Here is a 25,203-nt window from a genome sequence, read left to right as displayed (position 1 = left end):
AATTATGAAAATAGAACAGATTTACACAGGGTGTTTGGCACAAGGTGCCTATTATATTGAAAGCAAGGGAGAAGTGGCTATTATTGACCCATTGCGCGAAGTGCAACCTTACATAGACAAAGCTGAAGCGGCTGGTGCAAAAATCAAATATATTTTTGAAACCCACTTTCACGCTGATTTTGTTTCAGGTCACGTTACCCTTTCAGAAAAAACCGATGCACCTATCATCTATGGCCCAAATGCAAATCCAACATTTAAAGCCACTACTGCAAAGGATGGGCAGGAATTCAAACTAGGCGACCTTACTTTCATAGCACTACACACACCGGGGCACACAATGGAAAGCACCACCTATTTGTTAAAGGGCAAAGATGGAAAAGACCAAGCCTTGTTTACAGGTGATACATTATTCCTTGGTGATGTAGGACGACCCGATCTGGCACAAAAGGCTGCACATATGACCCAAGAACAGCTTGCAGAAACACTATACGATAGCCTTCGTAATAAAATTATGCCGCTTGCAGATGATATAATGGTATATCCGGCTCACGGTGCAGGTTCAGCCTGTGGTAAAAATATGATGAAGGAAACTGTCGATACTTTGGGACACCAAAAAGAAATGAACTATGCCTTACGTGCCGATATGACCAAGGAAGAGTTTGTAAGGGAAGTGACTGCCGGCTTGTTACCGCCACCAGCCTATTTCCCTATGAATGTAAAAATGAACAAAGAGGGCTATAAAAATATAGACGAAGTAATCGCTCAAAGCGAAAATGCGCTAGCGCCAGATGCTTTTGAAGCCGTAGCCAACGAAACAGGAGTCGTGGTGCTGGATGTAAGGCACCAAAACGATTTTGCAAAAGGACATATTCCAGGGTCAATTTTTATAGGTATTGACGGAAGCTTTGCACCTTGGGTTGGCGATTTGATAAAAGATGTGAAGCAACCCATCTTGTTGATTGCCGATAAAGACCGAATTGAAGAAACAATTACACGATTATCGCGTGTTGGCTTTGACAATACATTGGGCTATTTAGATGGTGGTTTTGAAGCTTGGAAAAGAGCGGCAAGGGAATACGATATGGTAACATCTATTTCCGCTAGCGAATTCAAACAAATTGAAGATGATAGCAATTATGATGTTCCAGTATTTGATGTAAGAAAGCCTTCCGAGTTTCAAAGTGAACACGTGCTCAACGCGAACAACACATCTTTATCCAATATAAACCAACATCTAGCAGAATATCCAAAAAATGAAACCTTTTACGTCCATTGTGAAGGTGGCTATCGCAGTATGATTGCAACTTCTATTTTGAAAAGCCGTGGCATACATAATTTAATCGATGTGCAAGGCGGATATAAGGCAATAAAAGAAGCTGGTGTTGAGACTACAGATTATGTTTGTCCATCAACATTGAAATAAAATACCATTTATCAAAGAAAACACACTAATGAAAAGGGCAAAGGAACTAAATCGCAAGCAACATTGGGAATCAGTATATGAAACTAAAAATCCAGAACAAGTAAGTTGGACCCAAGAAAAGCCTATAACATCATTGGATTTTTTAGATTCTTTTATGTTAGATAAAGATGCTAAGATCATTGATGTAGGAGGCGGAGACAGTAAATTAGTGGATTATTTACTTCAGGAAGGATATACTAATATTACCGTGCTCGATATTTCAGCCAAAGCTTTGGAAAAAGCAAAGTATAGACTCGGAGATAAATCCAAACAAATCAAATGGATAGTCAGCGATATTACAGAATTTAAACCTACAGAAACTTATGATGTTTGGCACGATAGGGCAACCTTTCACTTTCTTACAACAGCTCAAGAACGTGATAAATATTTTCAAATCGCAAAAAAATATGTTTCCAATTTCTTAATTATTGGAACCTTTTCGAAAGATGGGCCTGAAAAATGCAGCGGACTAAAAATTAAACAGTATTGTGAGCAAGAGCTTATAGAGTTATTTAGCAATGATTTTGAAAAAATCACTTGCTTAAATAATAATCATATAACACCATTTAAAACGTTACAAAACTTTCTTTTTTGTAGCTTCAAAAAGAAGATGAATCAAAACATTTTCTGAAACACCAGCGTCGTCATCGCTCGTTCATCTTTAACATTGGTTGTTTTAATAGGTTCTATCAAATCAATATTAAATTCAGTTATTAAATCAGTAATACGTTCGCGGGTGAGATAGTAGTTGCCTTTTTTTCCATTGTCTTTGAAGATGATTTTTAGGGCATTGCCATCCAAACCTATATTTGATGCCATCCTAATGAGCAGCATTCCATCAGGTTTCAGCACGCGGATTAATTCTGAAAACATAGCCGTAAAATGGGTTTCGCTTTGTGCAAAATGCAATACAGCACAACATAAAATGTGGTCAAAACTTTTTTCGCCGTAAGGCAATTTATCCAATGTGCCAACCCTAAAGTTTGATGCTGCTTTAGGGTAATTTTGTTTGGCATTTGCTAAAAATTCAGAATCCGCATCTATTCCAAATATTTCAAAATCGTTCTTATAAAACCACTTCAGATTTCGTCCTTTACCACAACCAGCATCCAAAATGGATTGGCCATTTAGATAACGACCCTTCAATATCTGGTCGATGACATAAATATCAACGTTTCCTAATGCGTCAAAAGTAGTATTGTAATCCATATATAATTTGATTTAACGTTTCTGCAATATAAACGAAACTATTCCTTGTTTGTGTAACGCTTGTTACTGTTTTCGGTAAGTAATCTTAATAATTTTATACCAACAAATAAAAAAAATATTATGGAAAACACGGAAACAACTACAGTGCATTCAATGCCAAGAATAGGCGATAAAGCACCTGATTTTAAAGCGAAAACAACTAAAGGGGATATGCAAATGGTTGATTTTGCAAAAAATAAATGGATTGTGATGTTCTCGCACCCTGCAGATTTTACACCTGTATGTACAACCGAAATGAGTGGTTTTGCAATTCGTAATGATGAATTTACTGCGCTCAATACAGAATTATTGGGATTGAGCATAGATAGCATACACTCGCATTTGGGATGGGTAAACAACGTAAGAGAGAAAACCGGTGTCTATTTTGATTTCCCAATCATTGCAGATATTGATATGAAGGTATCAAAACTCTATGGAATGCTACAACCCAACGAGAGCGAAACTGCAGCAGTACGGGCTGTATTCTTTATAGACCCAAAAAAGAAAATACGCTTGATAATGTACTACCCGTTGAATGTAGGTAGAAATATGGATGAGATTTTAAGAGCACTGGAAGCCTTGCAAGTTTCAGATGAACATAAAGTGGCAATGCCATTAGATTGGAAAAAGGGCGATAAGGTTATCGTGCCACCGCCGAAAACATTGGATGAAATGAATGCAAGAATTGCAGATGACGGCTGTGAAAAAGTAGATTTTTATCTCGCCAAAAAATCATTGTAATCAACAAAGTTAGTTTTTAGTTAAGGTTGGTTAGTTAAAAAGCGACGAGCAATCGTCGCTTTTTTTGCACTACTGTAACATAAGTTACTAACAACTTATAACTATACTCATAAATTTATAGAGCGTAAAACAATGAAAAAAATCGTATAAATAAGTATAATTATGAGCAGTCTATTCGGCGCAAAAGCGCAACAAAACAATTCTATAAAAATCCTTGCAGCTTCAAAATTTAATGAAGCCATTTCAAATGATAACATCCAATTGGTGGATGTGCGTACAGCACAAGAATATAAAGAAGGTGCAATTAAAGGGGCTTTAAATATAGATTTCTTCCAGCAGGAAAAATTTTCTGAAGAATTCAACAAGTTAGATAAAAAAGAACCTATCTATCTCTACTGTCGTTCAGGGAATCGAAGCCAACAAGCCGCTGCAAAGTTGCAGGAAATGGGGTTTACAAAAATCTATGATTTACGGGGAGGTTATATGGGTTGGCCATTTAAAAAATAAGATTATGGACAATACACTTGTAATTTGGGCACTGGTAATTGCCTTCTTGGTTCTAGCTTTCGTGGGCGTGTATATATATCGATTACGATTAGTGGCAGATGAGTATGAAGAGCTAAAAAGACTCTCCAGCCATAATTTAAAAGATAAGATATCCCGTTTTTTAGATAAGATGGACAGCAAGCAATTAGACATCTTGAATAAGGCCTTAAATAAGAAATAATAAGAACTACTAACGTGAGGAAATCAATATTTTATAGCATTCTCTTTTTAATGATACCCTCAATGGTATTGGCTCAAGAGCAGACCCCTGATGAAGTATCATTATGGAGTTCGCCAGGAGTATTGATAACCATAGTACTTATAGCTATTCCTATGATTTTAGGAATTATCATTCTTACGATGAAATCGTATAGGATTGCAAAGCAAATTAGAAATAAGGAAACTCTCAAACAGGCCAAAATTTTAGCAGAAGAAATTGTTAGAAACAAGGCCAGCTTAAATCCGGAACAAATAGCAGAGAAAAAACGACGACTGGAATATAAATTGTCAAATGCGGAACTTTCTGGAAAGCAACCCGCAAAGGATGTTCGCGGTTTAATACAGAACCCTACCAATGAATTGATTAATTCATTCTTTGCCAGAAAGAGCCAACCACCCAAGCGTCCTAAAATAGATAAAAACCTGACAAAGCTGGTGCTTTGGTTTTTGGGTTCTGCCATATTCTGGTTGTTGTTGGGAACGAGTGTTGGTGAATATTTAGGCATTAAATTTCTTGTACCTGATGCGGATTCAGTAAGTTGGTTAAGTTTTGGGCGTTTGCGTCCTGTACATACAAATCTGGTCTTTTGGGGATGGTCTTCCCTTGCAATGTTAGGGTTGGGATATTATACAGTACCACGAGTGGGTAACACGAGTATCGCCAGTTTAAAATTAGGATGGTATTCGCTCTATTTTATAAACGCATCCCATATCATTGGTACAATTTCGTTGATGGCAGGAATAAACAATGGTGGTGGCGAATATCGCGAATATATCTGGCCGGTAATGTTGTTGTTTGTTATTGGTTTAATGTTGAGTCTTTTCAATTATTACAAGACTGTAGCCATTAGGAAAACCAAAGAAATTTACATATCAAACTGGTATATAATAGCAGCTGTTATCTTCATTAACATCATTGCTGTAGTATCGTATCTTCCTTTTTGGCAAGATGGACTTGGAGAAACCATTATACAAGGGTATTATATGCACCAGGCCGTAGGGCTTTGGTTTATGATGTTTGTATTGGGGCTGTTATATTATTTTCTTCCCCAGCAATTAAATAAACCCATTTATTCGTATAGTTTGGGCATATTGGCATTTTGGACGCAAATTTTGTTCTATACCCTAATTGGCACGCACCATTTCGTATTTAGTTCCCTGCCTTGGTGGTTGCAAACCGTTGCAATTGTGGGTAGTGTGGGTATGTTGATACCCGTTGCGGCAGGAACAATAAACTTTTTGATGACTTTCAAAGGTTCTTGGAACAAGGTGGCCAGTAGTTACTCTCTACCTTTTTTCCTTGTTGGGGTTATTTATTATTTCACAGGCTCGCTTCAAGGGACTGCGGAAGCGTTTAGGTTTACCAATCTATTATGGCATTTTACTGATTTTACCATAGCACATTCCCACATCACAATGTATGGGATTATAACATTTACCCTGTTTGCAGGCGTCTATGCTATTGTACCAAGATTGACAGGCAAGGAACCGACCCAACTATGGGTAGGAGCACACTTCTGGATGGCCTTGGTAGGGCTTCAATTTTATACAATACCTCTTATGATAGGTGGGACGCTCAAAGGACTTTCTTGGGGAGATGGAGAACCTTTTATAAACTCTGTAGTATTGATGGAGCCTTATTGGCTATGGCGTGCCATAGGCGGGACATTGATGTGGTTATCCCATATTGTATTTGCCTATAATTTCTATAAAATGGTACGAGTGGAAAAAGAAGTTGATATCCATGAAGTGACATTGCAGTTATTGCAAAACGACAATAAGGAAAGTGAAATTGAAGAAGACCTAAAGACATAGCTATGGATATATTCAGCAATCATAAAAGACTCTTTCTATTAGTGATACTGTTATTCGGTACGCTTACTGTTTTCGTGGCTATTTTCCCTGCTTTAAACAACCAATACAGCTACGAACCCTTACCCGATTCTATACCCTTGACCGAAATAGAACAGCGTGGTAAAATGGTATATATTGGCAATGGCTGTGTTGCCTGCCACACGCAACAGGTGCGTAATGTGGAAATAGATAAGGTTTGGGGAAGCCGCCCCAACGTCGCAGCGGATTATGCAGGTATAGAACGGACTAATTTCTGGGTAAATACGGCCACCTTAATGGGCACAGAAAGAACAGGTCCCGACTTGACCAATATAGGAAAAAGACAACCAAGCGAAGATTGGCATTTAACACACCTTTACCAGCCAAGAGCAGTAGTAGAAAATTCAGTTATGGCACCTTACCCTTGGTTATTTGAACTTAAGGATTCTATCAAGATTACGGAAAAGGACAAAATAGTCAATCTACCAGCTAGATACATCAAGGACAAAAGCAAAAAGGTAGTCGCCACCGAAGATGCCATTGCACTGGTCGCCTATTTAAAATCACTGCAACAGGTTAAACTTCCAGATGGAACGCCTAGCCCAGAATTTTTATACAAAAGGGAACAGAAAAAACATGGAGCTAACGAATCTGGAGGTTCTTCCGCTTTAGACGGAGCAGAATTATATACCAATTATTGCGCCAGTTGCCACCAAACCGATGGCAAAGGGGTTAGCGGTGCGTTCCCACCATTGGACGGAAGTGCCATCGTGCAGGGCATAGACCCAACCTCTATGGTCAATATCATAATGTATGGCTATAATGCAAGGGAAGAATACGGCGAAATGCCCGCAATCGGCCAAATTAATGACCTATCGCTAGAAGAATTGGTTGCATTGATGAACCACGAACGTACCAGTTGGAGCAATGACGCACCTGAAGTAAGCCTAGAAGAAATCAATAAAATTCTGGAAGAACTTAAAAAGCAGAACGAAAATCAATGATTATGAAAAAAGGACATTTTTTAATTGTGACATTGTTATTGCCTTTAGCCGCTATGGCCTGCCCAGAATGTGAACGCAGTCAACCTGGAATATTGAAAGGTATTGGACACGGTGCAGGACCACAACAGCAATGGGATTACGTCATTGTAATTCTAACATCCATTATAGTCCTTATATCTCTTTATTATTCCATAAAATGGATTATAAAACCAGGAGAAACAAAACCATCGCACATCAAGCGTAAAATATTGAATTTTGACTAAGACAATGGAAAGCAATAAGGTCATAATATTTTTGGATGAAGAGCCAATACCTATTGGAGAATATGAGGTGCCTATAAATTTTGAACTCGACACAACCAAAATGGTGGATGGCGAGCATACTTTAAAAATTATCAGTAAAGACCCTTATGGCAAAGAGGGTATTAAGAAAGTAGATTTTATAGTGCGTAATGGCCCAGCTATCGATATTGACGGTATAAAACAAAATGCAATTGTAGATGGTAAAGTGCCCGTTATGATTAACGCTTATGGAAAAGGAGGAAAAAAACACTTTCTTATTGAGGGAAGCGAAACTCCACAAAGCATACCCTCTTGGCTGTGGGCAGGGATAATCATATTTGCTGCTTGGGCAATTTACTACTTGATAACCTCATTAACTTTATAAACTACACTATGATTGACAAAGAAGTTTATCATAAAATTGAGAAAGAGGTACATAATAATGATAGCCCTTTAGGTATCGACCCAACAAAACACATATCACCATCATAAAGAAGTTTATACTAATAGAAGAACGATTAATAAATCTAGAAAATAAATAAAATGAAAACAACACTTAAATTACAAAACATTAAATGTGGCGGCTGTACAAATGGCATTGCTGTTCGGCTACTGAAGTTATCAGGTATAAATAACGTGCAGGTAAGCGATGAGACTTCAGAGGTCAGTTTTAGCTATGAAACCGTAAATGACCTTGCCATAGCAGAACGAATGCTTACACAAATGGGCTATCCACCAGAAGGTGTTGATAATACAGTCGTAAATAAGGCAAAATCTCTTATAAGCTGTGCGACAGGAAAATTGAACATTGCTTAAATTAGTACACTTGATGCGAGCCAGCCAATAGTTGGTTAGGTTAAGGGGCAGACTATTAAGGTCTGCCCTTTTTCTTTTTTTCTTTTTTTTCGAAATGTTGACTTCTGTAACAGGGGTTACCTTTTTCTCTCGTTGCATACTATATTTTTGGCTAAACAAACATTTATAGATGAGATATAGTTTACTAATAGGTCTCTTGTTTTTTGTAGGGACTACAAGAGCACAACAGGAGCAATTTGAGCACAGTAGCAGTTGGAACACCTTCACAGTTAAGGCAGCTATAAATGAAAATTGGTTTGTAAAATCTGAATTCAATTTTAGACGTACAAATTTTCTTCAAGATTGGGAACAGTTTGTACTACGGCCTTCAATTCAGCACAAGGTCAATCCATTTATTACAGTTGGCATAGGTTATACATTTATTCAAAATTATTCTTATTCAGAGTTTTCAACACCCATAGATACGCAAGAAAACAATCTTTGGCAGCAATTATTTATCAAACAGCCATTTCATTCATTTACCTTATCTCATAGGTTACGATTTGAAGAGCGCTTTCAAGATAAAATAGCTACAATAGAGGACCACTCTGAAATTACAGGCAGTAATTATGGCAATAGATTACGTTATCGATTTATTATAGAGGTACCAGTTTTTAAAAAGCCCAAAATTTCAGTTTTGGCTTACGATGAAGTATTTCTTGATTTTAAAAAAAGACTACAGCCCAAAAAACTAGACCAAAACTGGATGTTTCTCGGTTTACGCTTTCAGGAAAATGAGTATATTACTATCACATCAGGATATCATTATATTAATATCCCGAGAACTGAAATCGTTATCAATAACCATATTTGGGAAACCTCTGTAATGTTTACACTATAAAGATTATAGCGAATAGTAAATCCTAATTTGTGTAACAAAGGTTACAAACTTTCAAATGTTCATCCTATATCTTTATTAGGATAAAAACTATACAACTATGGCAACGCATCATCAAGTGCTTATCATTGGCGGCGGAACCGCTGGAATAATGACAGCATCACAGCTTATAACGCAAAAGAAAACCAAAGATATCGCAATTATAGAACCAGCCGATACCCATTATTATCAGCCAGCTTGGACACTGGTAGGTGCTGGAACCTATGATTATGAAAAAACAGGAAAGCCAATGGCTGATGTAATGCCTAATGGCGCTAAATGGATTAAGGATAAAGCTACAGCTTTCGACCCAGAAAATAATTTGGTAAGTACAGCCAATTCTGGCAATATCACGTATGATTATCTCGTGGTAGCATCAGGTCTTGCCTACGATTTTAGTCTCGTGCCCGGGTTGGGTGATGCAATTGATAAAGGTGTGGTGTGCAGCAACTATACAGACCCAAAGCACACGTGGGACGTTGTGAAGAATTTTAAAGGAGGTACTGCATTATTTACACAGCCTACAACGCCTATTAAATGCGGTGGGGCACCACAAAAAATTATGTACTTGGCCGAGAGCCATTGGGCGAAAAGCAAAACACGTTCAAAAACTGATGTTGTTTTTGCCACCGCCGGAACAGTAATTTTTGGCGTAAAGGAAATTGCTAAAACTTTAATGGAAGTTGTAGATAGAAAAGATATCAATTTACGTTTTGGGTATCAACTAAAGAAAATAGACGGAGCAAATAAAATTGCTTGGTATTCATTTGCAGAGCACGAAAAAGAATATAACCATAAGAATGTGAAAATTGAAAAAGACGGGAATTTAACAGGTATTCATTATGATATGCTACATACCGCACCACCAAGTGTTGCACCAGATTTTGTAAGTAAATCAACTTTGGTAAACGAAGCGGGATGGTTGGATGTAGATAAGCACACAATGCAACACAATAGGTACGCAAATATTTTTGGTCTCGGCGATGTCGCCGGATTGCCCACTGCTAAAACCGGAGCAGCGATCAGAAAACAAGTGCCTGTGGTTGTGGATAACCTTGGCTTGCTTATCAACCACGATAAAATGGGGAATAAATCGTACAACGGCTACTCATCTTGCCCATTAGTTACCGATTATGGAAAAATGGTTTTGGCAGAATTTGATTATAACAATAATTTTACCCCTGATCCTAAACTTAAACAAATGTTTATTTCAGATAGTTCAAAAGAACATTGGCGTTTGTGGATGCTGAAAAAATACGGCCTTCCCTATCTATACTGGAATAAAATGTTAAAGGGTAAAGATGTATAGCATTGGATAAACAGAAAACAAAAAAGCTTCTTATAGTATGTGTGTTGTGTATCATTATAATAACTGCTGTGGTGCTATTTATTGAATTTTTAAACTAAATATTATGAAAAAAAATATGGGCGGTGCAGACCGCATAATTAGAATTATCATCGCTATTGTAATAGGTATCCTCTACTGGCAGGGTATCATAGAAGGAACCTTGGCTTATGTATTAATCGCAGTTGCGGCGGTTTTCCTGTTGACCAGCTTTGTGAGCTTTTGTCCATTATACAAATTAGTGGGTCTTAATACCTGTCCAAGAAAATAGCTAGATAAATTGAACTTATGTATCAAAGGTTACAGCTATTTGCTGTAACCTTTTTTATTTTTATATAAAATTTAAAATTATGAATATCAAACAATTTGAATATAAGCCACTATCACATTATTCCTATGCTATTGTGAGTAATGGCAAGATGGCGGTTATAGACCCAGAACGAAATCCCGAGCAGTATTATGATTTTGCGAAAGCAAACAATGCAGAAATTGTTGCGGTAATCGAAACGCACCCACACGCAGATTTTGTAAGCTCACATCTCGAAATACATAAAAAAACGGGAGCTACTATATACAATAGTGAAAAGTTGGGTGCAGACTATCCACACACTTCATTTGATGAAGGCGATAGTATCCAGTTAGGAAATGTAACCCTTAAAGCGATTAACACACCAGGGCATTCACCAGACAGTATTACCGTGATAGCTAAGGAAGGGAATGAAACAGCTTTATTTACTGGCGACACCTTATTCATAGGCGATGTTGGACGTCCTGACTTACGTGAAAAGGCGGGTAATATGAAAGCCAAACGCGAAGAACTGGCTGAAATGATGTATAACACCATTCAAAATAAATTTACAGACTTGCCAGATGATGCATTGGTTTATCCGGCTCACGGTGCAGGTTCACTCTGCGGAAAGAACTTAAGCGACGCTGCCAGCAGTACTTTGGGCAATGAGCGAATGGGGAATTGGGCGTTCAAAAAGCAATCCAAGAAAGAATATATGGATACCATTCTTGATGGGCAACCCTTTATTCCTCATTATTTTGGATTTGATGTCGATACGAACAAAACCGGAGCTGATAATTTACAACCGTCCATTGAAAAAATACCTTTTACTGAAAGTTCAACTTCCGAAGGTCTTATCGTTGATATGCGTGATGAAGGAACGTTTAAAAAAGGGCATTTAAAAGGAAGTTTCAATATACAGGCAGTTTCTGAAAATGCAAAATTTGAAACTTGGCTAGGTTCCATCATCAAGCCAGAAGAAACATTTACGCTGGTTATCGATAGCAAAGAAAACAAAGACACCATGTTGCACCGTGTGGCAAAAATTGGCTACGAAAAACTGCTCAACAAAGTGATTACGATTTCAGACGAAGATTTGGTTACTACTGAAAAACTGGATTTAGCAGATTTCAAAAAAAATCCGGACAGCTATACCATTGTGGACATCCGTAATACCAGCGAAGTGGAAGAAGGCAAGTTTTTTGACAATGCGATATCACATCCATTGAATGAATTGCGTGATACGGCGGGACAAATACCTACAGATAAACCTATTGTTGTACATTGTGCAGGTGGATACAGAAGTGCGGCGGGAAGTAGCATCCTTCAAAAAAAATTGAAAGGTGTGACTGTGTACGATTTAAGTGAGAATATTAACGATTTTAAACAATAAATTATGGACACTAAAAACAATAATAACATTGGTTTAAATATAGAAAAATCAAAAAAAGTAGCTGAAAATCTGAATGATTTACTTTCAAATTATCAATTGTTCTATATGAACTTGAGAGGGTTTCATTGGAACATCAAGGGGAAAAAATTCTTTGAATTGCACCTTAAATTTGAAGAGCTATATAATGACGCATTGATTAAGGTAGATGAAATTGCAGAACGCATACTTACTTTAAGTGAAACGCCATTTCATTCCTTCAAAAAATATCTGGATACTACCGAAATAAAAGCTGCCGAAAACATAAAAGTTGGTGAAGAAGCAATTAATATAATTCTTGACGCTTTAAAAATCTTATTGGCAAAAGAACGAACGATATTAACTATGGCTTCCGAAGCAAATGATGAAGGTACTGTTGCTTTAATGAGTGATTACATCGTTGAGCAAGAAAAATTGGTCTGGATGCTTTCATCCTATTTGGAATAAAAACCAACCATTTTATTAGTTAAAAGCTATTGAAAATAAATAAGCTTTCATATCAAGACTATCTATTCGTAGCACTTCAATTTTTGATATTTGCCACCTATTTTGTGCCTTTTAAAATAATATCAATCAGCATTCCCGAATGGTTGCGCTATTCGGGATTGGTTGTTACGGGGATGGCCTTAATTTTAGGAACAACTGCATTGCTTCAACTCAACACTAAAATATCACCTTTTCCAACACCAGTTTCAAACGGAAAGTTAATTAGAACTGGAGCCTTTTCAGTTTCCAGGCATCCCATTTACACAGCTTTGGTTTTTTCGGCACTAGGGTTTACGATATATCAGGAATCTTTAGTTAAGCTATTGATTACATTGGTGTTATTTACCTTATTTTATTACAAGTCAAGATATGAAGAAAAGTTGCTTGGCCAAACATTTTCCGAATATGAAGATTATAAAAAGAAAACACGACGATTTATTTAGGGAACTATGAAACAATACCCAGCTGAATTTTGGAACGAACGCTTCGGTCACCAAGAATATATCTACGGCACAGCGCCAAATAAATTCTTTAAGGAACAGATTGACAAGTTAAAACCTGGCAGTATCCTCTTGCCTGCCGAAGGTGAAGGGCGTAATGCAATATATGCCGCTTCACTAGGTTGGGACGTGGTTGCCTTTGATATAAGTGAAAAAGGTAAAGAAAAAGCATTGGGTTTGGCAGCTGAAAATCAAGTTTCTATCCACTATAAAATTTCGGATATTCTAGAATTTCAGAGCGACGCCCAGTTTGATGCCATTGGCTTTTGCTACGCCCATTTTCCCGCAGAAATACGCAACCAAGCTCATCTGCATTTGATGAAATTTTTAAAACCTGATGGCATTGTGATTTTTGAAGCGTTTGCAAAAGCACAATTGGGAAATGCTTCTGGTGGTCCAAAAAATGAAGCAATGTTATTTTCCATTGAGGAAATAAAAACAGAATTCCCGCAACTCGACTTTAAATTATTAAAGGAAGGAACCATTGAGCTTTCCGAAGGTAATCATCATCAGGGAATTGCTGAAGTGATTCGATTTGTGGGAATAAAGTAGAGAGTGTACTTTGATATAAATAAAAACCGCATTGTATGAATTAAACAGTGCGGTTTTTTATTTTGCAGTAGAAATTTACTTTAAACTATTAAGAAAGTTTTTAAATTCCGGGTCACTGTAATCAGCCATACCTTTATGCGTTAAAGCAAGGTTTCCTTTCGCATCAATTACATAGGTTGTAGGTAAGGCAGATGATTGAAACATAGCTGGAAGATTGCTCGCAGGAGCATAGATGGGTAAATTATAGCCTTTTCGTTTATCAAAAGCTTTGGCTTTTTCAAAATCATCATCAAATGATAATAATACAAAAGCAACATCATCACCCATTTCTTCGTGTAACTTATCAATGCTCGGCATTTCGGCTACGCAAGGTGGGCACCAAGTTGCCCAGAAGTTTAAAAATATTACTTTGCCCTTAAACTCTTCCAACGAATGTATGTTACCATCCCGGTCAGTCAATTTTAGATTATAATCTCCTTCAGTAAGGCTTAGCTTTTCAGTAATCGCTTCGGTGTTTTCATTGTTTCTTGCTTGCGCTATTTCAGCTACATCAGGATTCATCAAGCCAGTTGCCAATAGTCCACGCTGTGCAAAACCAATAACTTCGGTATGTAGTCCGGTTGCGTAAAGGAAAATCGCCACCACAGCAAAAATGCCATACTGAATCCAAGTTTTCTTTTTCTTCTTATCCATAATTTTATTCATTAGTGGGCGCTTAAAACCCATTGATTTTCAGTTGTTTATTTTTTAGTTCATTGACACCTTTGTAATCGTGTCTTGTAAGTATCTCTCTTACAGGTGTTTTATCGAGTAGCGATATGCTCAGAATCTGTAAAATTTCGTAGATTCTCCACTCCACTTTCAAGGTGTTCGCTATGATGGCAACCAAACAGTAAGCAATAATCGCACAGTAAATCTGGATTTTAACAGCATTTAGGGTCGTACCCCAAAAGGATTTGATTTTTAAATGTTGTTTCATCCACTTGAAAAACAGTTCAACCTCCCACCGTTTTTTGTACAACAGGGCGATTTCCAAGGCGTCCAGCTCGGTGTTGTTGGTCAAGAAAACAAACTCTTTTTGTGTTTCTTCATCATAATATTTTATCCGGCGCAGTTTGTCCGGAAAGGCCTTTCGGGAATAATATCCTTCCAGTTTGCCTATCTGGTCATATTTCACGCCTGCTGCTTTATCGGTCGGGTTGGAGTACATCAGCTTGAACCGCATATTGTCCTTGGCCCGGGTAACGAAAAAGGCTTCTTTACCGTGGAGTTTGTACAAGCGTTCAAAGTCTATGTAGGCTTTGTCGAGTACCTAAAAACCCCCTGGTTCAAAAGGGATGATGTCCAAAACGTTCACATCGTGTAAACTGGCATTGGATATGTGAAGGAAACTCGGGATGGAAGTTTTTACATCATACAGCGTATGGATCTTTATCCCGCCCTTGGCCTTTCTGAACTCTGCCCACCAAAACACGTTCAAGCACAGGTCTATGGTGGTGGAGTCCAGGGCATACACATTGCCTTCAACCTTAACCTCAAAATCGTTCCGATAATAGCTCTTTCTAGCCTGTTCAATCAGGACGATGGCAAACTCCTCAAAGATTTTGCTGCTGCGTTTTTCGTTGGCCTTGCCCAGGTTGCGCCTTGAAATTGATTTTCCGAAACCCAGATGATAATATTTCGAGTGATGGGCTTCCAAGCTTAGCATCAGGTCCCGCATGCTCTCCCTGGAGGTGAGCTGACCAAATACCATACAGAGCATTTGGTTCCAGCAGGTAAAGCTTCGGACATATTTGTTCCCATCGTGCTTTTTGACAATGCGGTCAAACACGCGACGGGGCAAGAATTCGGTCAACTGAGCAAAAATGTATTTACCTTGATTCATTGGATGTGGATTTTGCAACAGCAAAAATCCTGAACCCAATTCAAATCGTCACCGTGTTAAAAAACGCCGTAACCTCGATATACAAAGAATTTAAAAGAACTTGATTTATATTTTAGTGCCCATTAGTGAATTTTATTCTTTATTGAAATTTATAATCGGTTTTGGGTACGGTAGAAAAGGAATACTCGCCAAGATATTCGCAATAGGCCCTGCCTTCTAATGTTGGCGATACTGGCGAGTTTTCTTTTAAATATTCTTCCACCACATCGTGAATGGTATAATCCTTTACTTCAACATCCTTAACATTGGGCATCCTACAAAGATTATCGATAGGGTCACCGGGACGCACACAGGCAGAGATGGTATAATACTGGTCATCTTGCATTGGCTCGCCGTTTACGGTTATGCTATGGATTCGTTTGCGCTTTTCATTTTGGCTATTGAAGTTGACCTTCATTCCTGAAAAGCGTACTAACCAACCCCCAAAACGTTCGGTCGGGTTTTGAGAAAAGGCATTGTGCATTTCTTTTTCCAACCAGTCCTTTATCTGTTTTCCAGTAGCTTTTCCTGTTTTTACCTTTTCATTTACCGGGAGCAAGTTCCACAGATTGGCTCTCGTAATCGGTGCCGGTTTTCCATTTTGGGGCACAATGGGGTTACCAAACCGAAACCCATTTGAAATAGCGATATCTGCACCCGTTTTCCATCGAGCGGCATCGGTTATCATATTGTCCATCGGGTTTTCTACCGTTAAATATCTATAAATAGGTGTGTTGGTATAACCTACTATGGTTTCTAAATTTGCTTTGTAAGGTGCTTTTGCCTTATCCACAAGTGCCTGTATTTTTTCATCGGCTGAAAAGACTTTTGGGTCAACATCGATGAGTTCATAATCGTCATCCACTAACACGCCATCCACAAAATTCAAGGTCAACTTACCTACAAATGAACCAAAAGCCCCAGGTTCAGTCACTTTTGCATATTTGCCTTGTATAGGTTCACGCACACGTTCGTGGGTATCGTTACCCAATATATAATCTGCGTGCTCTGCTATGGAATTATTGGCAAGCTCAACTTGTTTAAAAATTCCAAGATGCGTTACTAAAAACAAAACATCAATATTTTTCTTGACCTTAAAGTCGTCCACCATTTTCTTTAGATTTTCGTCTAGTCCACTAAAGCCAATTCCTTTGCTAAAAATAGGGTTTTGTCTAATGGGCACATCTGGGTCATTGACACCTATAAATCCTAGGCGAATCCCTTCGATTTCCTTAATCCAAGAGGCTGGAAATAAGGGTTCTTCATTGTCATCGTGATACATATTCTGGACAATGACCTGTGTGTCGTACCCTTTCATTACATCCATCATTATATCTTTTCCGTAAACCACTTCCCAGTTTCCGGGAATGATGACATCATAGCCCATATTTTTTATAATATCAGGCATCACTTTTCCTTCAGATAAAGCAGTGTAACCACTACCTTGTATAAGGTCGCCACCATCTACAATAATAGTTCTATTTGGGTTTTTCACTCGTTCCTGGTCAAAAAGGGTTTTAATATTAGCGAGACCGCCACGGTTTTTAAATACTACCTTTTCATTTTCCCAAAATAGTTCAGGATGGGTGTCCAATTGACCGTGTATATCCGCTGTCTGTAATATCGTTATACTCAATGTGTCTTTAACTGAATCATTAGTTTCCATTGTGTTCGATTTTTCTGTTTTACAAGAAACCATTCCGAATAATATTCCGATTAATACTAAAGTTGTTTGGAGATATCTCTTAAATACTGTCATAGTTATAAGCTTATACTTTTATACCCTTTTTTCTGGAGTTGGAAGTTGTACAGAATTCCGTTCTCAACAACCTCAATTTCTTTTGGGACTTTGGTTTTATCTACTTTGAATTTATTGAGCGAAAAGCCACAGGCTATTAGTTGAACACCAGCTTTTTCGGCTTTTATGATGAAGTCGCTTATTTTTTCGGTATCAGTGATATCACCTATTTCCTTTCCGCAAATAATTACCTGAAAATCCCCAAAAGCTTCGCCGTCTTCAGCTTTTAGGGATTCGGCAGTCAATAGTATTGGCTGTAACTGTGGCACTTTTTTGGTAAGTACCACGTAATTGTTTTTGGCATTGTCTATTTGCTGTGCCTGTGTATTAAGGGCTCCGAACAGGGTCAACATTAAGATTACTGAACTAAAGATGTATGTTTTCATTTTTATTTATTTAAAAGGTTATTGGTATCGTTCAATATGAAAAAAAGAAGTCCACCGAGAATTGCTATATTTTTAAAAAGTGGTCCAAGTGTTGTTATTTGTCCCACTTGAACTGTTAATGTGATGGGAATTAAGACAGCTATCAGCACCATTGCCGCCCATTTGGTTTTATATCCTATTAAAAATAGAAAGCCTGCCACAAGCATTGCAATACCCGAAAGTATGATTAGCCACTGGGGTTCGCCAAAAAAATGTGCGATACCCTTAAAACTTGCCTGCTCTATACGCTGGGCAGTTTTCTCTACATTGAGTAGATGATTAAAACCTGCTACGAGGAATATACCGCTTACCATTACGCGCAATAGCTGTATGGAACGACGGCTTATTAAAATTTTTGTCGTCATTGTAAATAAGTTAAAAAGATTGATTTTGTTTAATGTCTGGCCATAACTATTCATTTAGCACAAAGTCTTGCATACAAACAACTTGTAAAGAAGCACCGACATTAAATTTTAAGAAAGTAATCGTATTTAAGCCAAACGTGGAGGTGGGGAATCATTATCCAAGTAGCGATAACTCAAGTTGGAATTGAAATGTTCGTTGAAAACTGCAATAGGCTTGGAGGTATTTGTTTCCCAAGTGAATAATTCCAACTGAAATTGTGATGTACAAAAACCGCTTAAATCAACAACTTGTGAAGTTGTATTGTCAACTTGAGAAAATGCCGATGTTGACTGTAAATTTTTTACAGAATTTTTCTTCTTGCAATGAGGTTTTACAAATGTGATATCGCTTCCGCTGAATAGAACATTCAATCCATTGGCATCTATAGCAAGAAATTTTGCCATAAAGATGAAAGTGAGCAGCACTGCTATGTAAGTTTTAGTTTTCACGATTGGAACAAAAATATAAGAAAGAAAGTGCATCGTTTGTAACCTTTGTTACTTAAGTTCATTTTAATATTCAAATCGATATAATTCACAATAAGGTTACATATGTTACACAGTTTAGAAAGACCTTTTTCTACCTTTGTAACAAAATATTAACACATTATGGATGTAGAAATTCTTGCTCGAATACAATTCGCATTTACCATTGCCTTCCACTACATCTACCCGCCTTTGAGTATCGGTTTGGGATTGATTATGGTTTTTATGGAAGGGATGTACATAAAAACAGGTAATAAACAATACGAGATTTTAACCCGTTTTTGGTTAAAAATCTTCGCCATCACCTTTGGTATAGGTGTGGCAACTGGTATAATTATGGAGTTTGAATTTGGCACAAATTGGGCTGTATATTCAAGATATGTTGGCGATATTTTTGGCAGTGCTTTGGCAGCCGAAGGTTTGTTTGCCTTTGGCTTGGAAAGTGCTTTTTTAGGGATACTGCTATTTGGCTGGAACAGGGTCTCGCCGAAAGTTCACTTCATTTCAACCATAGGGGTGTTTTTGGGCTCAATGTTTTCAGCGGTATGGATTGTTGTGGCTAATAGTTGGCAACAAACGCCTGCAGGTTATCATATTGTAGGTGAAGGATTTAATGCAAGGGCAGAGGTTACAGATTTCTGGGCAATGGTTTTTAATCCATCCAGTGTAGATAGAATTATTCACGTATGGCAAGGCGCATTTTTAGCCGGTGCTTTTTTAGTATTAAGCGTTCACGCTTATTATCTACTAAAGGAGCGATATGTTGAAATTTCAAAAAAAGCATTCAAAATCGCTTTGGGTATAGCCACTGTTATTTCTTTAACTCAATTGCTTTCAGGACATAGTTCTGCAGAAGTTGTTGCCGAAAACCAACCTGCTAAACTTGCCGCAATGGAAGGTCATTATGAGGAAAGTGGTTCGGCCGATTTATATCTGTTTGGTTGGGTAAATGATGAAACCCAAGAAGTCACGGGCCTAAAAATACCAGGTGGTCTATCCTTTATGATTGACCAAGATTTTGAAGCACCGGTTACGGGACTAAATGCCTTTCCAAAGGAAGATAGACCCGGACAGGTGAATGCGGTTTTTCAATTTTATCATATTATGATTAGTATAGGTATGTTTTTAATAGGCCTCACATTGTACGCTAGTTACTTATGGTGGAAAGGTAGATTATTTGAAAAAAAATGGCTGCTGAAGATTTTTGCATTCTCCGTGCTTTTACCGCAAATAGCAAATCAAGTAGGTTGGTTTGCAGCAGAAATGGGCAGACAACCTTGGATAGTTTATGGACACTTAAGAACAAACGAGGGCTTTTCACAAGAGGTGTCTTCGAATCAAATTTTGTTTTCACTGATATTGTTCCTAGTGGTTTACGCCATACTTTTTTTATTGTTCATTTACTCTGTAAATAAAAAGATAAAGCACGGTCCATACGATGAAGCTAAAAACCCGGATGAATTTTTAAAATACGTAAGTTAATAACTATGGAATATTTTTTAGGGATTGATTACCCAACACTTTGGTATTTAGTAGTCGGTTTATTATTTTCAGGCTATGCAATTTTAGAAGGGTTTGATTATGGTGCCGGAATGTGGCACTTATTTTTCAGAAAGGATTTAAGCAGGCGTATCGCAATCAATGCTATTGGACCACTGTGGGATGCTAATCAAGTATGGCTCATTATAGGAGCTGGTGCATTATTTGCCGGTTTTCCTGTAATGTATGCCACGATGTTATCTTCAATGTACGTGCCTTTTATGCTCTTTCTAATGTTTTTGGTACTGCGTTCTTCAGCTATAAAATTTAGAAGTGCAGAGAGGATGCTTTGGTGGCGTAAGACGTGGGACATAATTTACTTTACAGCAAATGTATTTATATCATTTTTGTTGGGGGTTGTTTTAGCAAACATTTTACAGGGAATAGAATTAGCCGAAAACTACAGCTATAAAGGTGGTATGTTTTTTTCGTTTTTAAACCCTTATGCTATAATGGTTGGCTTAACCACGGTATCACTATTTATGACACAAGGTGCTATTTTTCTGTTATTAAAAACGGAAGGTCGTTTACACGCGAGATTAACATTTTTACTAAAAAAAGGAATGATTTTTTTCATTGTAAGCTTTGCAGCTACATCACTTTATACATTGGTGTTTTTACATGGCGTTACCGATACATTTAAGGAGCATCCTATATATTTTGTGATTCCTGTACTGGCTTTTTTGGCTGTTGCAAACGTACCAAGATTAGCCTCAAAAAAGAAATATGCGTATGCCTTGATATTCTCGTCTTTAACAATGGCGTTTTTGTTAATGCTTGTTGCAGTTCAGTTATATCCAGTTCTATTACCATCAACTATAGGTCCAGAATATAGTGTAACAATTTACAATGCAGCAGCATCCCAAAAATCTTTAGGCATAATGTTAACTATTGTGCTTATTGGTACACCTCTTTTAGCTGGTTATTTCCTGTTCCTATATAAGACATTTCACGGTAAAGTGAAATTGGATGATACGAGTTATTAATTAATTATTCTATTTAAAGATTTGAAAAGCCCAAACTATCAAAAGAAATCCCACACCAGTGACTGCAGGTGCTGGTATTTTCATAACTATTCCTATAATAATCATTGCTACAGCAGTTAAGCCAAGTAGTACTGAAATCAAGTTTATTTTTTTGTTACGAGTCATAATCTTTCTATTTTAATAAAGTTAATGAAAATTAATTAGCACTACTGTAACCCTTGTTACAGTTTTAATTTTGCGAAAGTGTCATATTTGCATAAAATTATTTAGTATGGATTTGATATATGAACCCTGGCCTTGGTATTTGGCGGGACCACTTATTGCCCTTGTAATGTTTGTTTTGTTACTTGTGGGAAAACAATTTGGGATGTCTTCAAACCTACGGACAGCGTGTGCTGTAGTGGGTGCAGGAAAGGCAGCAGATTTCTTTAAATTTGATTGGAAAGCAGAACGCTGGAACTTAATGGTGGTATTGGGTGCCATCATTGGTGGTTTTATCGCTTCAAATTATATGAGCGACGGTAGTGTGAAAATTAATCCTGAAATCGCACAACAACTTGCTGTTGATTATAACATTCAAAGTGCCGGGGAAAGCTACCTTCCGCCAGAAATTTTTTCTTTGGAATCCTTATCAGACCCTTTAAATATACTGATACTTTTAGTGGGTGGCATTTTAGTAGGTTTTGGAGCAAGGTACGCTGGTGGTTGCACTTCTGGGCACGCCATTTCTGGATTAAGCAATTTACAGTTGCCATCCTTAATTGCGGTAATTGGTTTCTTCATTGGTGGATTGGTAATGATTCATATTATGTTTCCCTTAATTTTTTAGATAATGAGATATATAACATATTTGGTAATAGGAATTTTCTTCGGAATTATAATGTTCAAATCGGAAGCTGCATCTTGGTTTCGCATTTATGAAATGTTCCAGTTTGGCAGCTTTCATATGTATGGCATCATAGGTTCGGCTTTAGTGCTGGGTATAATTGGTGTTCAAATAATTAAAATAAAAAACATAAAGCCAATCGACGGAAGCAAAATGAGTTTAAATCCAAAAGAAAAGAGTGTTACTCGTTATCTTATTGGTGGAATCATTTTTGGTTTGGGATGGGCATTGGCAGGGGCTTGCCCTGGTCCAATGTATGTATTGGCAGGTGCTGGTTACTTATCTATTTTAATAGTGATTTTTGGCGCGTTGGTAGGTACTTTTCTGTATGGATTGGTTAAGGACAAGTTGCAGCATTAATCTTTAAGAATCAAAAGTTTAGATTTAAGATGTAAAACGACGAGGTAGGGGAGTTCAAATCTCCCAGCCAGTACAAAAGTCGAAGAGAAATCTTCGGCTTTTTTTATTAAAAATTACTTCACTTTTTTTCTTGGGTACAACATAGGTACAACATTTTGCCATTTTTGAAGTTAGAATATGTTTTGATAGTAATTGATATTTTTTAAGATTTAAAATTTAAGATTATTATAAGGGTCAATCACAATCGTATTTATCTCAATTTCAAATTTACATTGTCCCAAAAAGAGAATGAATTTGAGACAGAAAAGCTTCCATTAGTAGAGCACATTTTTCAAAGCCCCAACTAGTTCATTGTATTTTGATTCGTTACTGTTTTTAAGTTTAAGAAGGTTCTGTAGTTTCCATTGCACAGCAGGGAATCTTTCAAAATCGTAAACGCTCCAATCCGGTGTAAGAGTCTTGAAGCCCAATAAAAAATCTTTATCCTCTTTTGTTAGGCTCGCTTTGACGACCGTTATAAGTTGACTTCTGGTTTCTTCAAAATCTTCATGGGAAAACGGAACATAGCTCATTCCATCAAAATGATTTTCCATAGCATGCCTTTGGTCCGAGAGGTTAGGGCTGGGTATTTCGTGCAAAGGACGGTTGCTGCCCAATAGACAAAGTATAAACCCTTTTTTTATTTCATCTGTATAACCTTCGTTCTCCATTAGATATTTTATATCGAACAAATCCCTTGGGTGTTGCCTGTGTAAAGCAGCACATATTTTACCCCCATAAAGTTGACTTAGTGGGACTACATCAATAGCACAGAATGCTGCAAACTCATCTTGGGCTTTTTCGCATAGCATCATTTCCTTAGTACCATCGATTACACCCCTATTGGCTTGGTTGACTTCCAGTTTTATTTGTGCCTTTGGGGTTGAAATGAGCAATTTTAGTATTTTCTCCTGAAGGGAAATATGTGTTTCGGGGACGGCAGCTTCAATACTTGATTTTATCCGTTTTAGGGCTTCACCATAACACCCGGAAATTGGATATCTCCACTAAATAGCATTTGAAGTTTTGGGATACCGTGTACCAGCATCATGACTGCAACTCCCACTCTTAAAATCAAAAGTGCAATGTTTACAGAATTTGTACTATAATCAATATTCGTTATTTTATTCATAATCCAGTTTTTTGTTTAACCTATTTTTACTGAAGTCATTGTAAGTGAACCTCCAACAGGTTTATCGTTAAATAATGTGATGTTTTCGTTTTCTTCTTTTAATGCCAATGTATAAAGCAAAGGCATATAATGTTCTGGTGTTGGGATGGCTAAATCAAAGGCTTTCCCTTGCGATTTAAAGTTGATAAGGCTTTGATGGTCGCCACTTAAAATGTAACTTTTCATCTTGTCATTGGCTTCTATCGCCCAATCAAAAGCATATTCTTCATTTAGTTTATCCCAAGCCACTTTTCGTAGATTATGCACCATATTGCCACTTCCAATTATTAAAATACCTTTGTTGCGTAGGCTGTTTAGTTCCTTTGCAAGTTCATAATGATATTTTGCAGGTTGCGAATAGTCTATGCTCATCTGTATTACTGGAATGTCTGCATTTGGGTATAAATGCTTTATCACGCTCCAAGCGCCATGGTCAAGTCCCCATTTGTCATCTAATCCAACTTCGGTCAGAGTGATGATATTTTTGGTTTCTTGTGCCAATTCTGGGCTTCCTGGTGCAGGATATTGCACATCAAACAAGGCTTGTGGAAATCCACCAAAATCGTGAATGGTAGGCGGATTTTGCATGGCTGTTACAAAAGTACCTTTGGTTTCCCAATGTGCCGAAATACAGAGAATCGCATTTGGCCGCACCAATTCTTTCCCTAGTTGTTTAAAGTTTGCTACAAATTCATTTTCTTCAATGGCATTCATAGGGCTTCCATGACCAAGGAACAACACGGGCATTTTTTCTGTGCGACTCATTGTTGAGGTCATTTTATTTAAATCTTTTAAATTCATACTCGAACTTGCAAGTGGCAAAAGTGCCAAGGATTTTAAAAATTGTTTGCGATTCACTTCATAAAAAAGTTATGAAATTTGCTTTACAAATTGAACTTCTGCATTAATCTTCACTTCATTACCAACCATAACGCCTCCTGCTTCCAAGGCAGCATTCCAGTTAAGTCTAAAGTCTTTACGGTTTAATTTTCCATTAATAGAGAAACCTGCTTTTTCGTTTCCGTATGGGTCTTTCATAAAACCTCCAAACTCGGTATCAAGCGTGATTTCTTTGGTAACACCTTTAATGGTTAGGTCACCAACCAACTTATACTCATCATCATCTCCTTTTTTAAGGGAAGTGCTCTTAAAAGTGATTTCAGGAAATTGTTCTACTTCAAAAAAATCAGGACTTTTTAGATGTGTGTCCCTATCATTGTTATTGGTTGATATAGAACTGGCATCAATTTTTGCGGAAAGGGTTGAATTTGTAAAATCTTCACCATCAATAGAGGCTTCAAAAGTTCTAAACTCTCCTTTTACGTTAGAAATCATTAAGTGCTTAACTTTAAATGTTATTTCGCTGTGCGCTGGGTCTATTGCCCATGTTGTTGTTTTCATAAAAATTATATTTAATGTTTAATGCAAAGTTACTTACATACATTGGTGCAGGTGTTACACTATTCGGTAGTTGAGTTGTAGATTTAGGAAGGAAGGATGTTTTTCATATCGTTCCAG

General features: G+C 37.4%; 33 protein-coding genes and 1 pseudogene. 21 read left to right on the top strand and 13 right to left on the bottom strand.

The features are described from left to right. Positions 1 to 4: 4 nt before the first annotated feature. Positions 5 to 1,423, top strand: a complete 1,419-nt coding sequence (locus JOOMADRAFT_RS00475; RefSeq protein ID WP_008610633.1) for an MBL fold metallo-hydrolase — start codon at positions 5 to 7, stop codon at positions 1,421 to 1,423. Positions 1,424 to 1,451: 28 nt separating this feature from the next. Then, positions 1,452 to 2,093: a class I SAM-dependent methyltransferase gene (locus JOOMADRAFT_RS00470; protein WP_008610632.1), complete on the top strand. Its 642-nt coding sequence runs from the start codon at positions 1,452 to 1,454 to the stop codon at positions 2,091 to 2,093. Here JOOMADRAFT_RS00470 and JOOMADRAFT_RS00465 read toward each other — a convergent pair. After that, entirely contained in the window at positions 2,078 to 2,671 is a 594-nt protein-coding gene (locus tag JOOMADRAFT_RS00465; protein ID WP_008610631.1) for a class I SAM-dependent methyltransferase, read from the bottom strand. The genes JOOMADRAFT_RS00470 and JOOMADRAFT_RS00465 overlap by 16 nt on opposite strands. A 120-nt stretch (positions 2,672 to 2,791) precedes the next feature. Between JOOMADRAFT_RS00465 and JOOMADRAFT_RS00460 the strand changes: the two genes are divergently transcribed. From JOOMADRAFT_RS00460 to JOOMADRAFT_RS00395, 15 genes are all read left to right on the top strand, one after another. Then, the gene (locus JOOMADRAFT_RS00460) at positions 2,792 to 3,451 is read left to right on the top strand and encodes a peroxiredoxin (protein WP_008610630.1); all 660 of its coding nucleotides are present in this window, start codon (positions 2,792 to 2,794) and stop codon (positions 3,449 to 3,451) included. A gap of 162 nt (positions 3,452 to 3,613) precedes the next feature. Further along, complete coding sequence (locus tag JOOMADRAFT_RS00455) at positions 3,614 to 3,958, top strand: rhodanese-like domain-containing protein (RefSeq protein WP_008610628.1); 345 nt, start codon at positions 3,614 to 3,616, stop codon at positions 3,956 to 3,958. Between the two features lie 4 nt (positions 3,959 to 3,962). Next, positions 3,963 to 4,178: a hypothetical protein gene (locus JOOMADRAFT_RS19595; RefSeq protein ID WP_008610627.1), complete on the top strand. Its 216-nt coding sequence runs from the start codon at positions 3,963 to 3,965 to the stop codon at positions 4,176 to 4,178. A 50-nt stretch (positions 4,179 to 4,228) separates the two neighbouring features. Beyond that, a complete protein-coding gene (locus JOOMADRAFT_RS00450; protein ID WP_157136707.1) occupies positions 4,229 to 6,031 on the top strand; it encodes a cbb3-type cytochrome c oxidase subunit I in 1,803 nt (600 codons plus the stop codon). A gap of 2 nt (positions 6,032 to 6,033) precedes the next feature. Further along, the gene (locus tag JOOMADRAFT_RS00445; protein ID WP_008610625.1) at positions 6,034 to 7,053 is read left to right on the top strand and encodes a cytochrome c; all 1,020 of its coding nucleotides are present in this window, start codon (positions 6,034 to 6,036) and stop codon (positions 7,051 to 7,053) included. Between the two features lie 2 nt (positions 7,054 to 7,055). Beyond that, positions 7,056 to 7,316, top strand: coding sequence for a hypothetical protein (locus JOOMADRAFT_RS00440; protein ID WP_245547633.1), 261 nt, complete (start codon positions 7,056 to 7,058; stop codon positions 7,314 to 7,316). Positions 7,317 to 7,320: 4 nt separating this feature from the next. Beyond that, positions 7,321 to 7,719 (top strand): hypothetical protein, encoded by a 399-nt coding sequence (locus tag JOOMADRAFT_RS00435; protein ID WP_008610623.1) that lies wholly within the window; start codon positions 7,321 to 7,323, stop codon positions 7,717 to 7,719. Between the two features lie 158 nt (positions 7,720 to 7,877). Beyond that, positions 7,878 to 8,150 carry a heavy-metal-associated domain-containing protein gene (locus JOOMADRAFT_RS00430; RefSeq protein WP_008610621.1) on the top strand — a complete coding sequence of 91 codons (273 nt, stop codon included), beginning with the start codon at positions 7,878 to 7,880 and terminating at the stop codon, positions 8,148 to 8,150. A gap of 169 nt (positions 8,151 to 8,319) precedes the next feature. After that, positions 8,320 to 9,030 (top strand): DUF2490 domain-containing protein, encoded by a 711-nt coding sequence (locus JOOMADRAFT_RS00425; protein WP_008610620.1) that lies wholly within the window; start codon positions 8,320 to 8,322, stop codon positions 9,028 to 9,030. A gap of 97 nt (positions 9,031 to 9,127) precedes the next feature. After that, the gene (locus JOOMADRAFT_RS00420; RefSeq protein ID WP_008610619.1) at positions 9,128 to 10,375 is read left to right on the top strand and encodes an NAD(P)/FAD-dependent oxidoreductase; all 1,248 of its coding nucleotides are present in this window, start codon (positions 9,128 to 9,130) and stop codon (positions 10,373 to 10,375) included. A gap of 103 nt (positions 10,376 to 10,478) precedes the next feature. Next, entirely contained in the window at positions 10,479 to 10,682 is a 204-nt protein-coding gene (locus JOOMADRAFT_RS00415) for a YgaP family membrane protein (protein WP_008610618.1), read from the top strand. Positions 10,683 to 10,761: 79 nt separating this feature from the next. Further along, positions 10,762 to 12,093 (top strand): MBL fold metallo-hydrolase, encoded by a 1,332-nt coding sequence (locus tag JOOMADRAFT_RS00410; RefSeq protein ID WP_008610617.1) that lies wholly within the window; start codon positions 10,762 to 10,764, stop codon positions 12,091 to 12,093. A 3-nt stretch (positions 12,094 to 12,096) separates the two neighbouring features. Continuing rightward, positions 12,097 to 12,576 (top strand): Dps family protein, encoded by a 480-nt coding sequence (locus JOOMADRAFT_RS00405; protein ID WP_008610616.1) that lies wholly within the window; start codon positions 12,097 to 12,099, stop codon positions 12,574 to 12,576. 29 nt (positions 12,577 to 12,605) lie between these two features. After that, positions 12,606 to 13,058, top strand: a complete 453-nt coding sequence (locus JOOMADRAFT_RS00400) for a methyltransferase family protein (RefSeq protein WP_008610615.1) — start codon at positions 12,606 to 12,608, stop codon at positions 13,056 to 13,058. A gap of 6 nt (positions 13,059 to 13,064) precedes the next feature. After that, complete coding sequence (locus tag JOOMADRAFT_RS00395) at positions 13,065 to 13,667, top strand: class I SAM-dependent methyltransferase (RefSeq protein ID WP_008610614.1); 603 nt, start codon at positions 13,065 to 13,067, stop codon at positions 13,665 to 13,667. Positions 13,668 to 13,742: 75 nt separating this feature from the next. Here JOOMADRAFT_RS00395 and JOOMADRAFT_RS00390 read toward each other — a convergent pair whose 3' ends face one another. The 7 genes and pseudogenes from JOOMADRAFT_RS00390 to JOOMADRAFT_RS00365 all read right to left on the bottom strand — a co-directional run bounded on the left by JOOMADRAFT_RS00390 (position 13,743) and on the right by JOOMADRAFT_RS00365 (position 18,623). Continuing rightward, positions 13,743 to 14,360, bottom strand: coding sequence for a TlpA family protein disulfide reductase (locus tag JOOMADRAFT_RS00390; RefSeq protein ID WP_040879845.1), 618 nt, complete (start codon positions 14,358 to 14,360; stop codon positions 13,743 to 13,745). 22 nt (positions 14,361 to 14,382) lie between these two features. Further along, a pseudogene (locus JOOMADRAFT_RS20385) lies at positions 14,383 to 14,967 on the bottom strand (IS4 family transposase); the annotation flags it as partial. A gap of 12 nt (positions 14,968 to 14,979) precedes the next feature. Continuing rightward, positions 14,980 to 15,552, bottom strand: a complete 573-nt coding sequence (locus JOOMADRAFT_RS20380) for a DUF4372 domain-containing protein (RefSeq protein WP_211206187.1) — start codon at positions 15,550 to 15,552, stop codon at positions 14,980 to 14,982. Between the two features lie 139 nt (positions 15,553 to 15,691). Then, positions 15,692 to 17,350 carry a bifunctional metallophosphatase/5'-nucleotidase gene (locus tag JOOMADRAFT_RS00380; RefSeq protein WP_008610611.1) on the bottom strand — a complete coding sequence of 553 codons (1,659 nt, stop codon included), beginning with the start codon at positions 17,348 to 17,350 and terminating at the stop codon, positions 15,692 to 15,694. Positions 17,351 to 17,352: 2 nt separating this feature from the next. After that, positions 17,353 to 17,775 carry a DsrE family protein gene (locus tag JOOMADRAFT_RS00375; protein ID WP_008610610.1) on the bottom strand — a complete coding sequence of 141 codons (423 nt, stop codon included), beginning with the start codon at positions 17,773 to 17,775 and terminating at the stop codon, positions 17,353 to 17,355. A 2-nt stretch (positions 17,776 to 17,777) separates the two neighbouring features. Beyond that, complete coding sequence (locus JOOMADRAFT_RS00370; RefSeq protein WP_008610609.1) at positions 17,778 to 18,179, bottom strand: DoxX family protein; 402 nt, start codon at positions 18,177 to 18,179, stop codon at positions 17,778 to 17,780. A gap of 126 nt (positions 18,180 to 18,305) precedes the next feature. Continuing rightward, positions 18,306 to 18,623, bottom strand: a complete 318-nt coding sequence (locus JOOMADRAFT_RS00365; protein ID WP_040879418.1) for a hypothetical protein — start codon at positions 18,621 to 18,623, stop codon at positions 18,306 to 18,308. Positions 18,624 to 18,827: 204 nt separating this feature from the next. On the opposite strand from JOOMADRAFT_RS00365, the gene JOOMADRAFT_RS00360 reads away from it, so the two are divergent. Both JOOMADRAFT_RS00360 and cydB read left to right on the top strand, forming a co-directional pair. Further along, on the top strand, positions 18,828 to 20,186 hold the full coding sequence (locus JOOMADRAFT_RS00360; protein ID WP_008610607.1) for a cytochrome ubiquinol oxidase subunit I: 1,359 nt from the start codon (positions 18,828 to 18,830) through the stop codon (positions 20,184 to 20,186). 5 nt (positions 20,187 to 20,191) lie between these two features. Then, the gene (gene cydB / locus JOOMADRAFT_RS00355) at positions 20,192 to 21,229 is read left to right on the top strand and encodes a cytochrome d ubiquinol oxidase subunit II (RefSeq protein WP_008610605.1); all 1,038 of its coding nucleotides are present in this window, start codon (positions 20,192 to 20,194) and stop codon (positions 21,227 to 21,229) included. A gap of 9 nt (positions 21,230 to 21,238) precedes the next feature. On the opposite strand, the gene JOOMADRAFT_RS20260 is transcribed toward cydB, so the two are convergent. Continuing rightward, entirely contained in the window at positions 21,239 to 21,394 is a 156-nt protein-coding gene (locus tag JOOMADRAFT_RS20260; RefSeq protein WP_008610604.1) for a hypothetical protein, read from the bottom strand. 106 nt (positions 21,395 to 21,500) lie between these two features. Here JOOMADRAFT_RS20260 and JOOMADRAFT_RS00350 point away from each other — a divergent pair, with 106 nt between their 5' ends. Further along, the gene (locus JOOMADRAFT_RS00350; protein WP_008610603.1) at positions 21,501 to 22,058 is read left to right on the top strand and encodes a YeeE/YedE family protein; all 558 of its coding nucleotides are present in this window, start codon (positions 21,501 to 21,503) and stop codon (positions 22,056 to 22,058) included. 3 nt (positions 22,059 to 22,061) lie between these two features. Continuing rightward, entirely contained in the window at positions 22,062 to 22,475 is a 414-nt protein-coding gene (locus JOOMADRAFT_RS00345) for a DUF6691 family protein (RefSeq protein WP_008610602.1), read from the top strand. A 314-nt stretch (positions 22,476 to 22,789) separates the two neighbouring features. On the opposite strand, the gene JOOMADRAFT_RS00340 is transcribed toward JOOMADRAFT_RS00345, so the two are convergent. The 4 genes from JOOMADRAFT_RS00340 to JOOMADRAFT_RS00330 all read right to left on the bottom strand — a co-directional run bounded on the left by JOOMADRAFT_RS00340 (position 22,790) and on the right by JOOMADRAFT_RS00330 (position 25,086). Beyond that, positions 22,790 to 23,410 carry a nucleotidyl transferase AbiEii/AbiGii toxin family protein gene (locus JOOMADRAFT_RS00340; RefSeq protein WP_050989629.1) on the bottom strand — a complete coding sequence of 207 codons (621 nt, stop codon included), beginning with the start codon at positions 23,408 to 23,410 and terminating at the stop codon, positions 22,790 to 22,792. A 71-nt stretch (positions 23,411 to 23,481) separates the two neighbouring features. Then, on the bottom strand, positions 23,482 to 23,646 hold the full coding sequence (locus JOOMADRAFT_RS20095; protein WP_157136641.1) for a DoxX family protein: 165 nt from the start codon (positions 23,644 to 23,646) through the stop codon (positions 23,482 to 23,484). Between the two features lie 15 nt (positions 23,647 to 23,661). Then, the gene (gene ygiD / locus JOOMADRAFT_RS00335) at positions 23,662 to 24,486 is read right to left on the bottom strand and encodes a 4,5-DOPA-extradiol-dioxygenase (protein WP_050989628.1); all 825 of its coding nucleotides are present in this window, start codon (positions 24,484 to 24,486) and stop codon (positions 23,662 to 23,664) included. Positions 24,487 to 24,555: 69 nt separating this feature from the next. Further along, the gene (locus JOOMADRAFT_RS00330; protein ID WP_008610600.1) at positions 24,556 to 25,086 is read right to left on the bottom strand and encodes a YceI family protein; all 531 of its coding nucleotides are present in this window, start codon (positions 25,084 to 25,086) and stop codon (positions 24,556 to 24,558) included. Positions 25,087 to 25,203: the final 117 nt, after the last annotated feature.

It is taken from the genome of Galbibacter orientalis DSM 19592 (assembly GCF_000260115.1).
Classification (GTDB): Bacteria; Bacteroidota; Bacteroidia; order Flavobacteriales; family Flavobacteriaceae; genus Galbibacter; species Galbibacter orientalis.
This window is presented reverse-complemented; position numbering and strand designations above follow the sequence as displayed.

Coding starts and splice junctions, on each gene's coding strand:
- JOOMADRAFT_RS00465 (WP_008610631.1), bottom strand. CDS start 2,671: ATGGATTACAATACTACTTTTGACGCATTAGGAAACGTTGATATTTAT.
- JOOMADRAFT_RS00370 (WP_008610609.1), bottom strand. CDS start 18,179: ATGACGACAAAAATTTTAATAAGCCGTCGTTCCATACAGCTATTGCGC.
- JOOMADRAFT_RS00440 (WP_245547633.1), top strand. CDS start 7,056: ATGAAAAAAGGACATTTTTTAATTGTGACATTGTTATTGCCTTTAGCC.
- JOOMADRAFT_RS00445 (WP_008610625.1), top strand. CDS start 6,034: ATGGATATATTCAGCAATCATAAAAGACTCTTTCTATTAGTGATACTG.
- JOOMADRAFT_RS20260 (WP_008610604.1), bottom strand. CDS start 21,394: ATGACTCGTAACAAAAAAATAAACTTGATTTCAGTACTACTTGGCTTA.
- JOOMADRAFT_RS00410 (WP_008610617.1), top strand. CDS start 10,762: ATGAATATCAAACAATTTGAATATAAGCCACTATCACATTATTCCTAT.
- JOOMADRAFT_RS00365 (WP_040879418.1), bottom strand. CDS start 18,623: ATGGCAAAATTTCTTGCTATAGATGCCAATGGATTGAATGTTCTATTC.
- JOOMADRAFT_RS19595 (WP_008610627.1), top strand. CDS start 3,963: ATGGACAATACACTTGTAATTTGGGCACTGGTAATTGCCTTCTTGGTT.
- JOOMADRAFT_RS00455 (WP_008610628.1), top strand. CDS start 3,614: ATGAGCAGTCTATTCGGCGCAAAAGCGCAACAAAACAATTCTATAAAA.
- JOOMADRAFT_RS00345 (WP_008610602.1), top strand. CDS start 22,062: ATGAGATATATAACATATTTGGTAATAGGAATTTTCTTCGGAATTATA.
- JOOMADRAFT_RS00450 (WP_157136707.1), top strand. CDS start 4,229: ATGATACCCTCAATGGTATTGGCTCAAGAGCAGACCCCTGATGAAGTA.
- cydB (WP_008610605.1), top strand. CDS start 20,192: ATGGAATATTTTTTAGGGATTGATTACCCAACACTTTGGTATTTAGTA.
- JOOMADRAFT_RS00435 (WP_008610623.1), top strand. CDS start 7,321: ATGGAAAGCAATAAGGTCATAATATTTTTGGATGAAGAGCCAATACCT.
- JOOMADRAFT_RS00475 (WP_008610633.1), top strand. CDS start 5: ATGAAAATAGAACAGATTTACACAGGGTGTTTGGCACAAGGTGCCTAT.
- JOOMADRAFT_RS00460 (WP_008610630.1), top strand. CDS start 2,792: ATGGAAAACACGGAAACAACTACAGTGCATTCAATGCCAAGAATAGGC.
- JOOMADRAFT_RS00360 (WP_008610607.1), top strand. CDS start 18,828: ATGGATGTAGAAATTCTTGCTCGAATACAATTCGCATTTACCATTGCC.
- JOOMADRAFT_RS00470 (WP_008610632.1), top strand. CDS start 1,452: ATGAAAAGGGCAAAGGAACTAAATCGCAAGCAACATTGGGAATCAGTA.
- JOOMADRAFT_RS00375 (WP_008610610.1), bottom strand. CDS start 17,775: ATGAAAACATACATCTTTAGTTCAGTAATCTTAATGTTGACCCTGTTC.
- JOOMADRAFT_RS00430 (WP_008610621.1), top strand. CDS start 7,878: ATGAAAACAACACTTAAATTACAAAACATTAAATGTGGCGGCTGTACA.
- JOOMADRAFT_RS20095 (WP_157136641.1), bottom strand. CDS start 23,646: ATGAATAAAATAACGAATATTGATTATAGTACAAATTCTGTAAACATT.
- JOOMADRAFT_RS00420 (WP_008610619.1), top strand. CDS start 9,128: ATGGCAACGCATCATCAAGTGCTTATCATTGGCGGCGGAACCGCTGGA.
- ygiD (WP_050989628.1), bottom strand. CDS start 24,486: ATGAATTTAAAAGATTTAAATAAAATGACCTCAACAATGAGTCGCACA.
- JOOMADRAFT_RS00405 (WP_008610616.1), top strand. CDS start 12,097: ATGGACACTAAAAACAATAATAACATTGGTTTAAATATAGAAAAATCA.
- JOOMADRAFT_RS20380 (WP_211206187.1), bottom strand. CDS start 15,552: ATGAATCAAGGTAAATACATTTTTGCTCAGTTGACCGAATTCTTGCCC.
- JOOMADRAFT_RS00350 (WP_008610603.1), top strand. CDS start 21,501: ATGGATTTGATATATGAACCCTGGCCTTGGTATTTGGCGGGACCACTT.
- JOOMADRAFT_RS00425 (WP_008610620.1), top strand. CDS start 8,320: ATGAGATATAGTTTACTAATAGGTCTCTTGTTTTTTGTAGGGACTACA.
- JOOMADRAFT_RS00390 (WP_040879845.1), bottom strand. CDS start 14,360: ATGGATAAGAAGAAAAAGAAAACTTGGATTCAGTATGGCATTTTTGCT.
- JOOMADRAFT_RS00330 (WP_008610600.1), bottom strand. CDS start 25,086: ATGAAAACAACAACATGGGCAATAGACCCAGCGCACAGCGAAATAACA.
- JOOMADRAFT_RS00380 (WP_008610611.1), bottom strand. CDS start 17,350: ATGACAGTATTTAAGAGATATCTCCAAACAACTTTAGTATTAATCGGA.
- JOOMADRAFT_RS00395 (WP_008610614.1), top strand. CDS start 13,065: ATGAAACAATACCCAGCTGAATTTTGGAACGAACGCTTCGGTCACCAA.
- JOOMADRAFT_RS00415 (WP_008610618.1), top strand. CDS start 10,479: ATGAAAAAAAATATGGGCGGTGCAGACCGCATAATTAGAATTATCATC.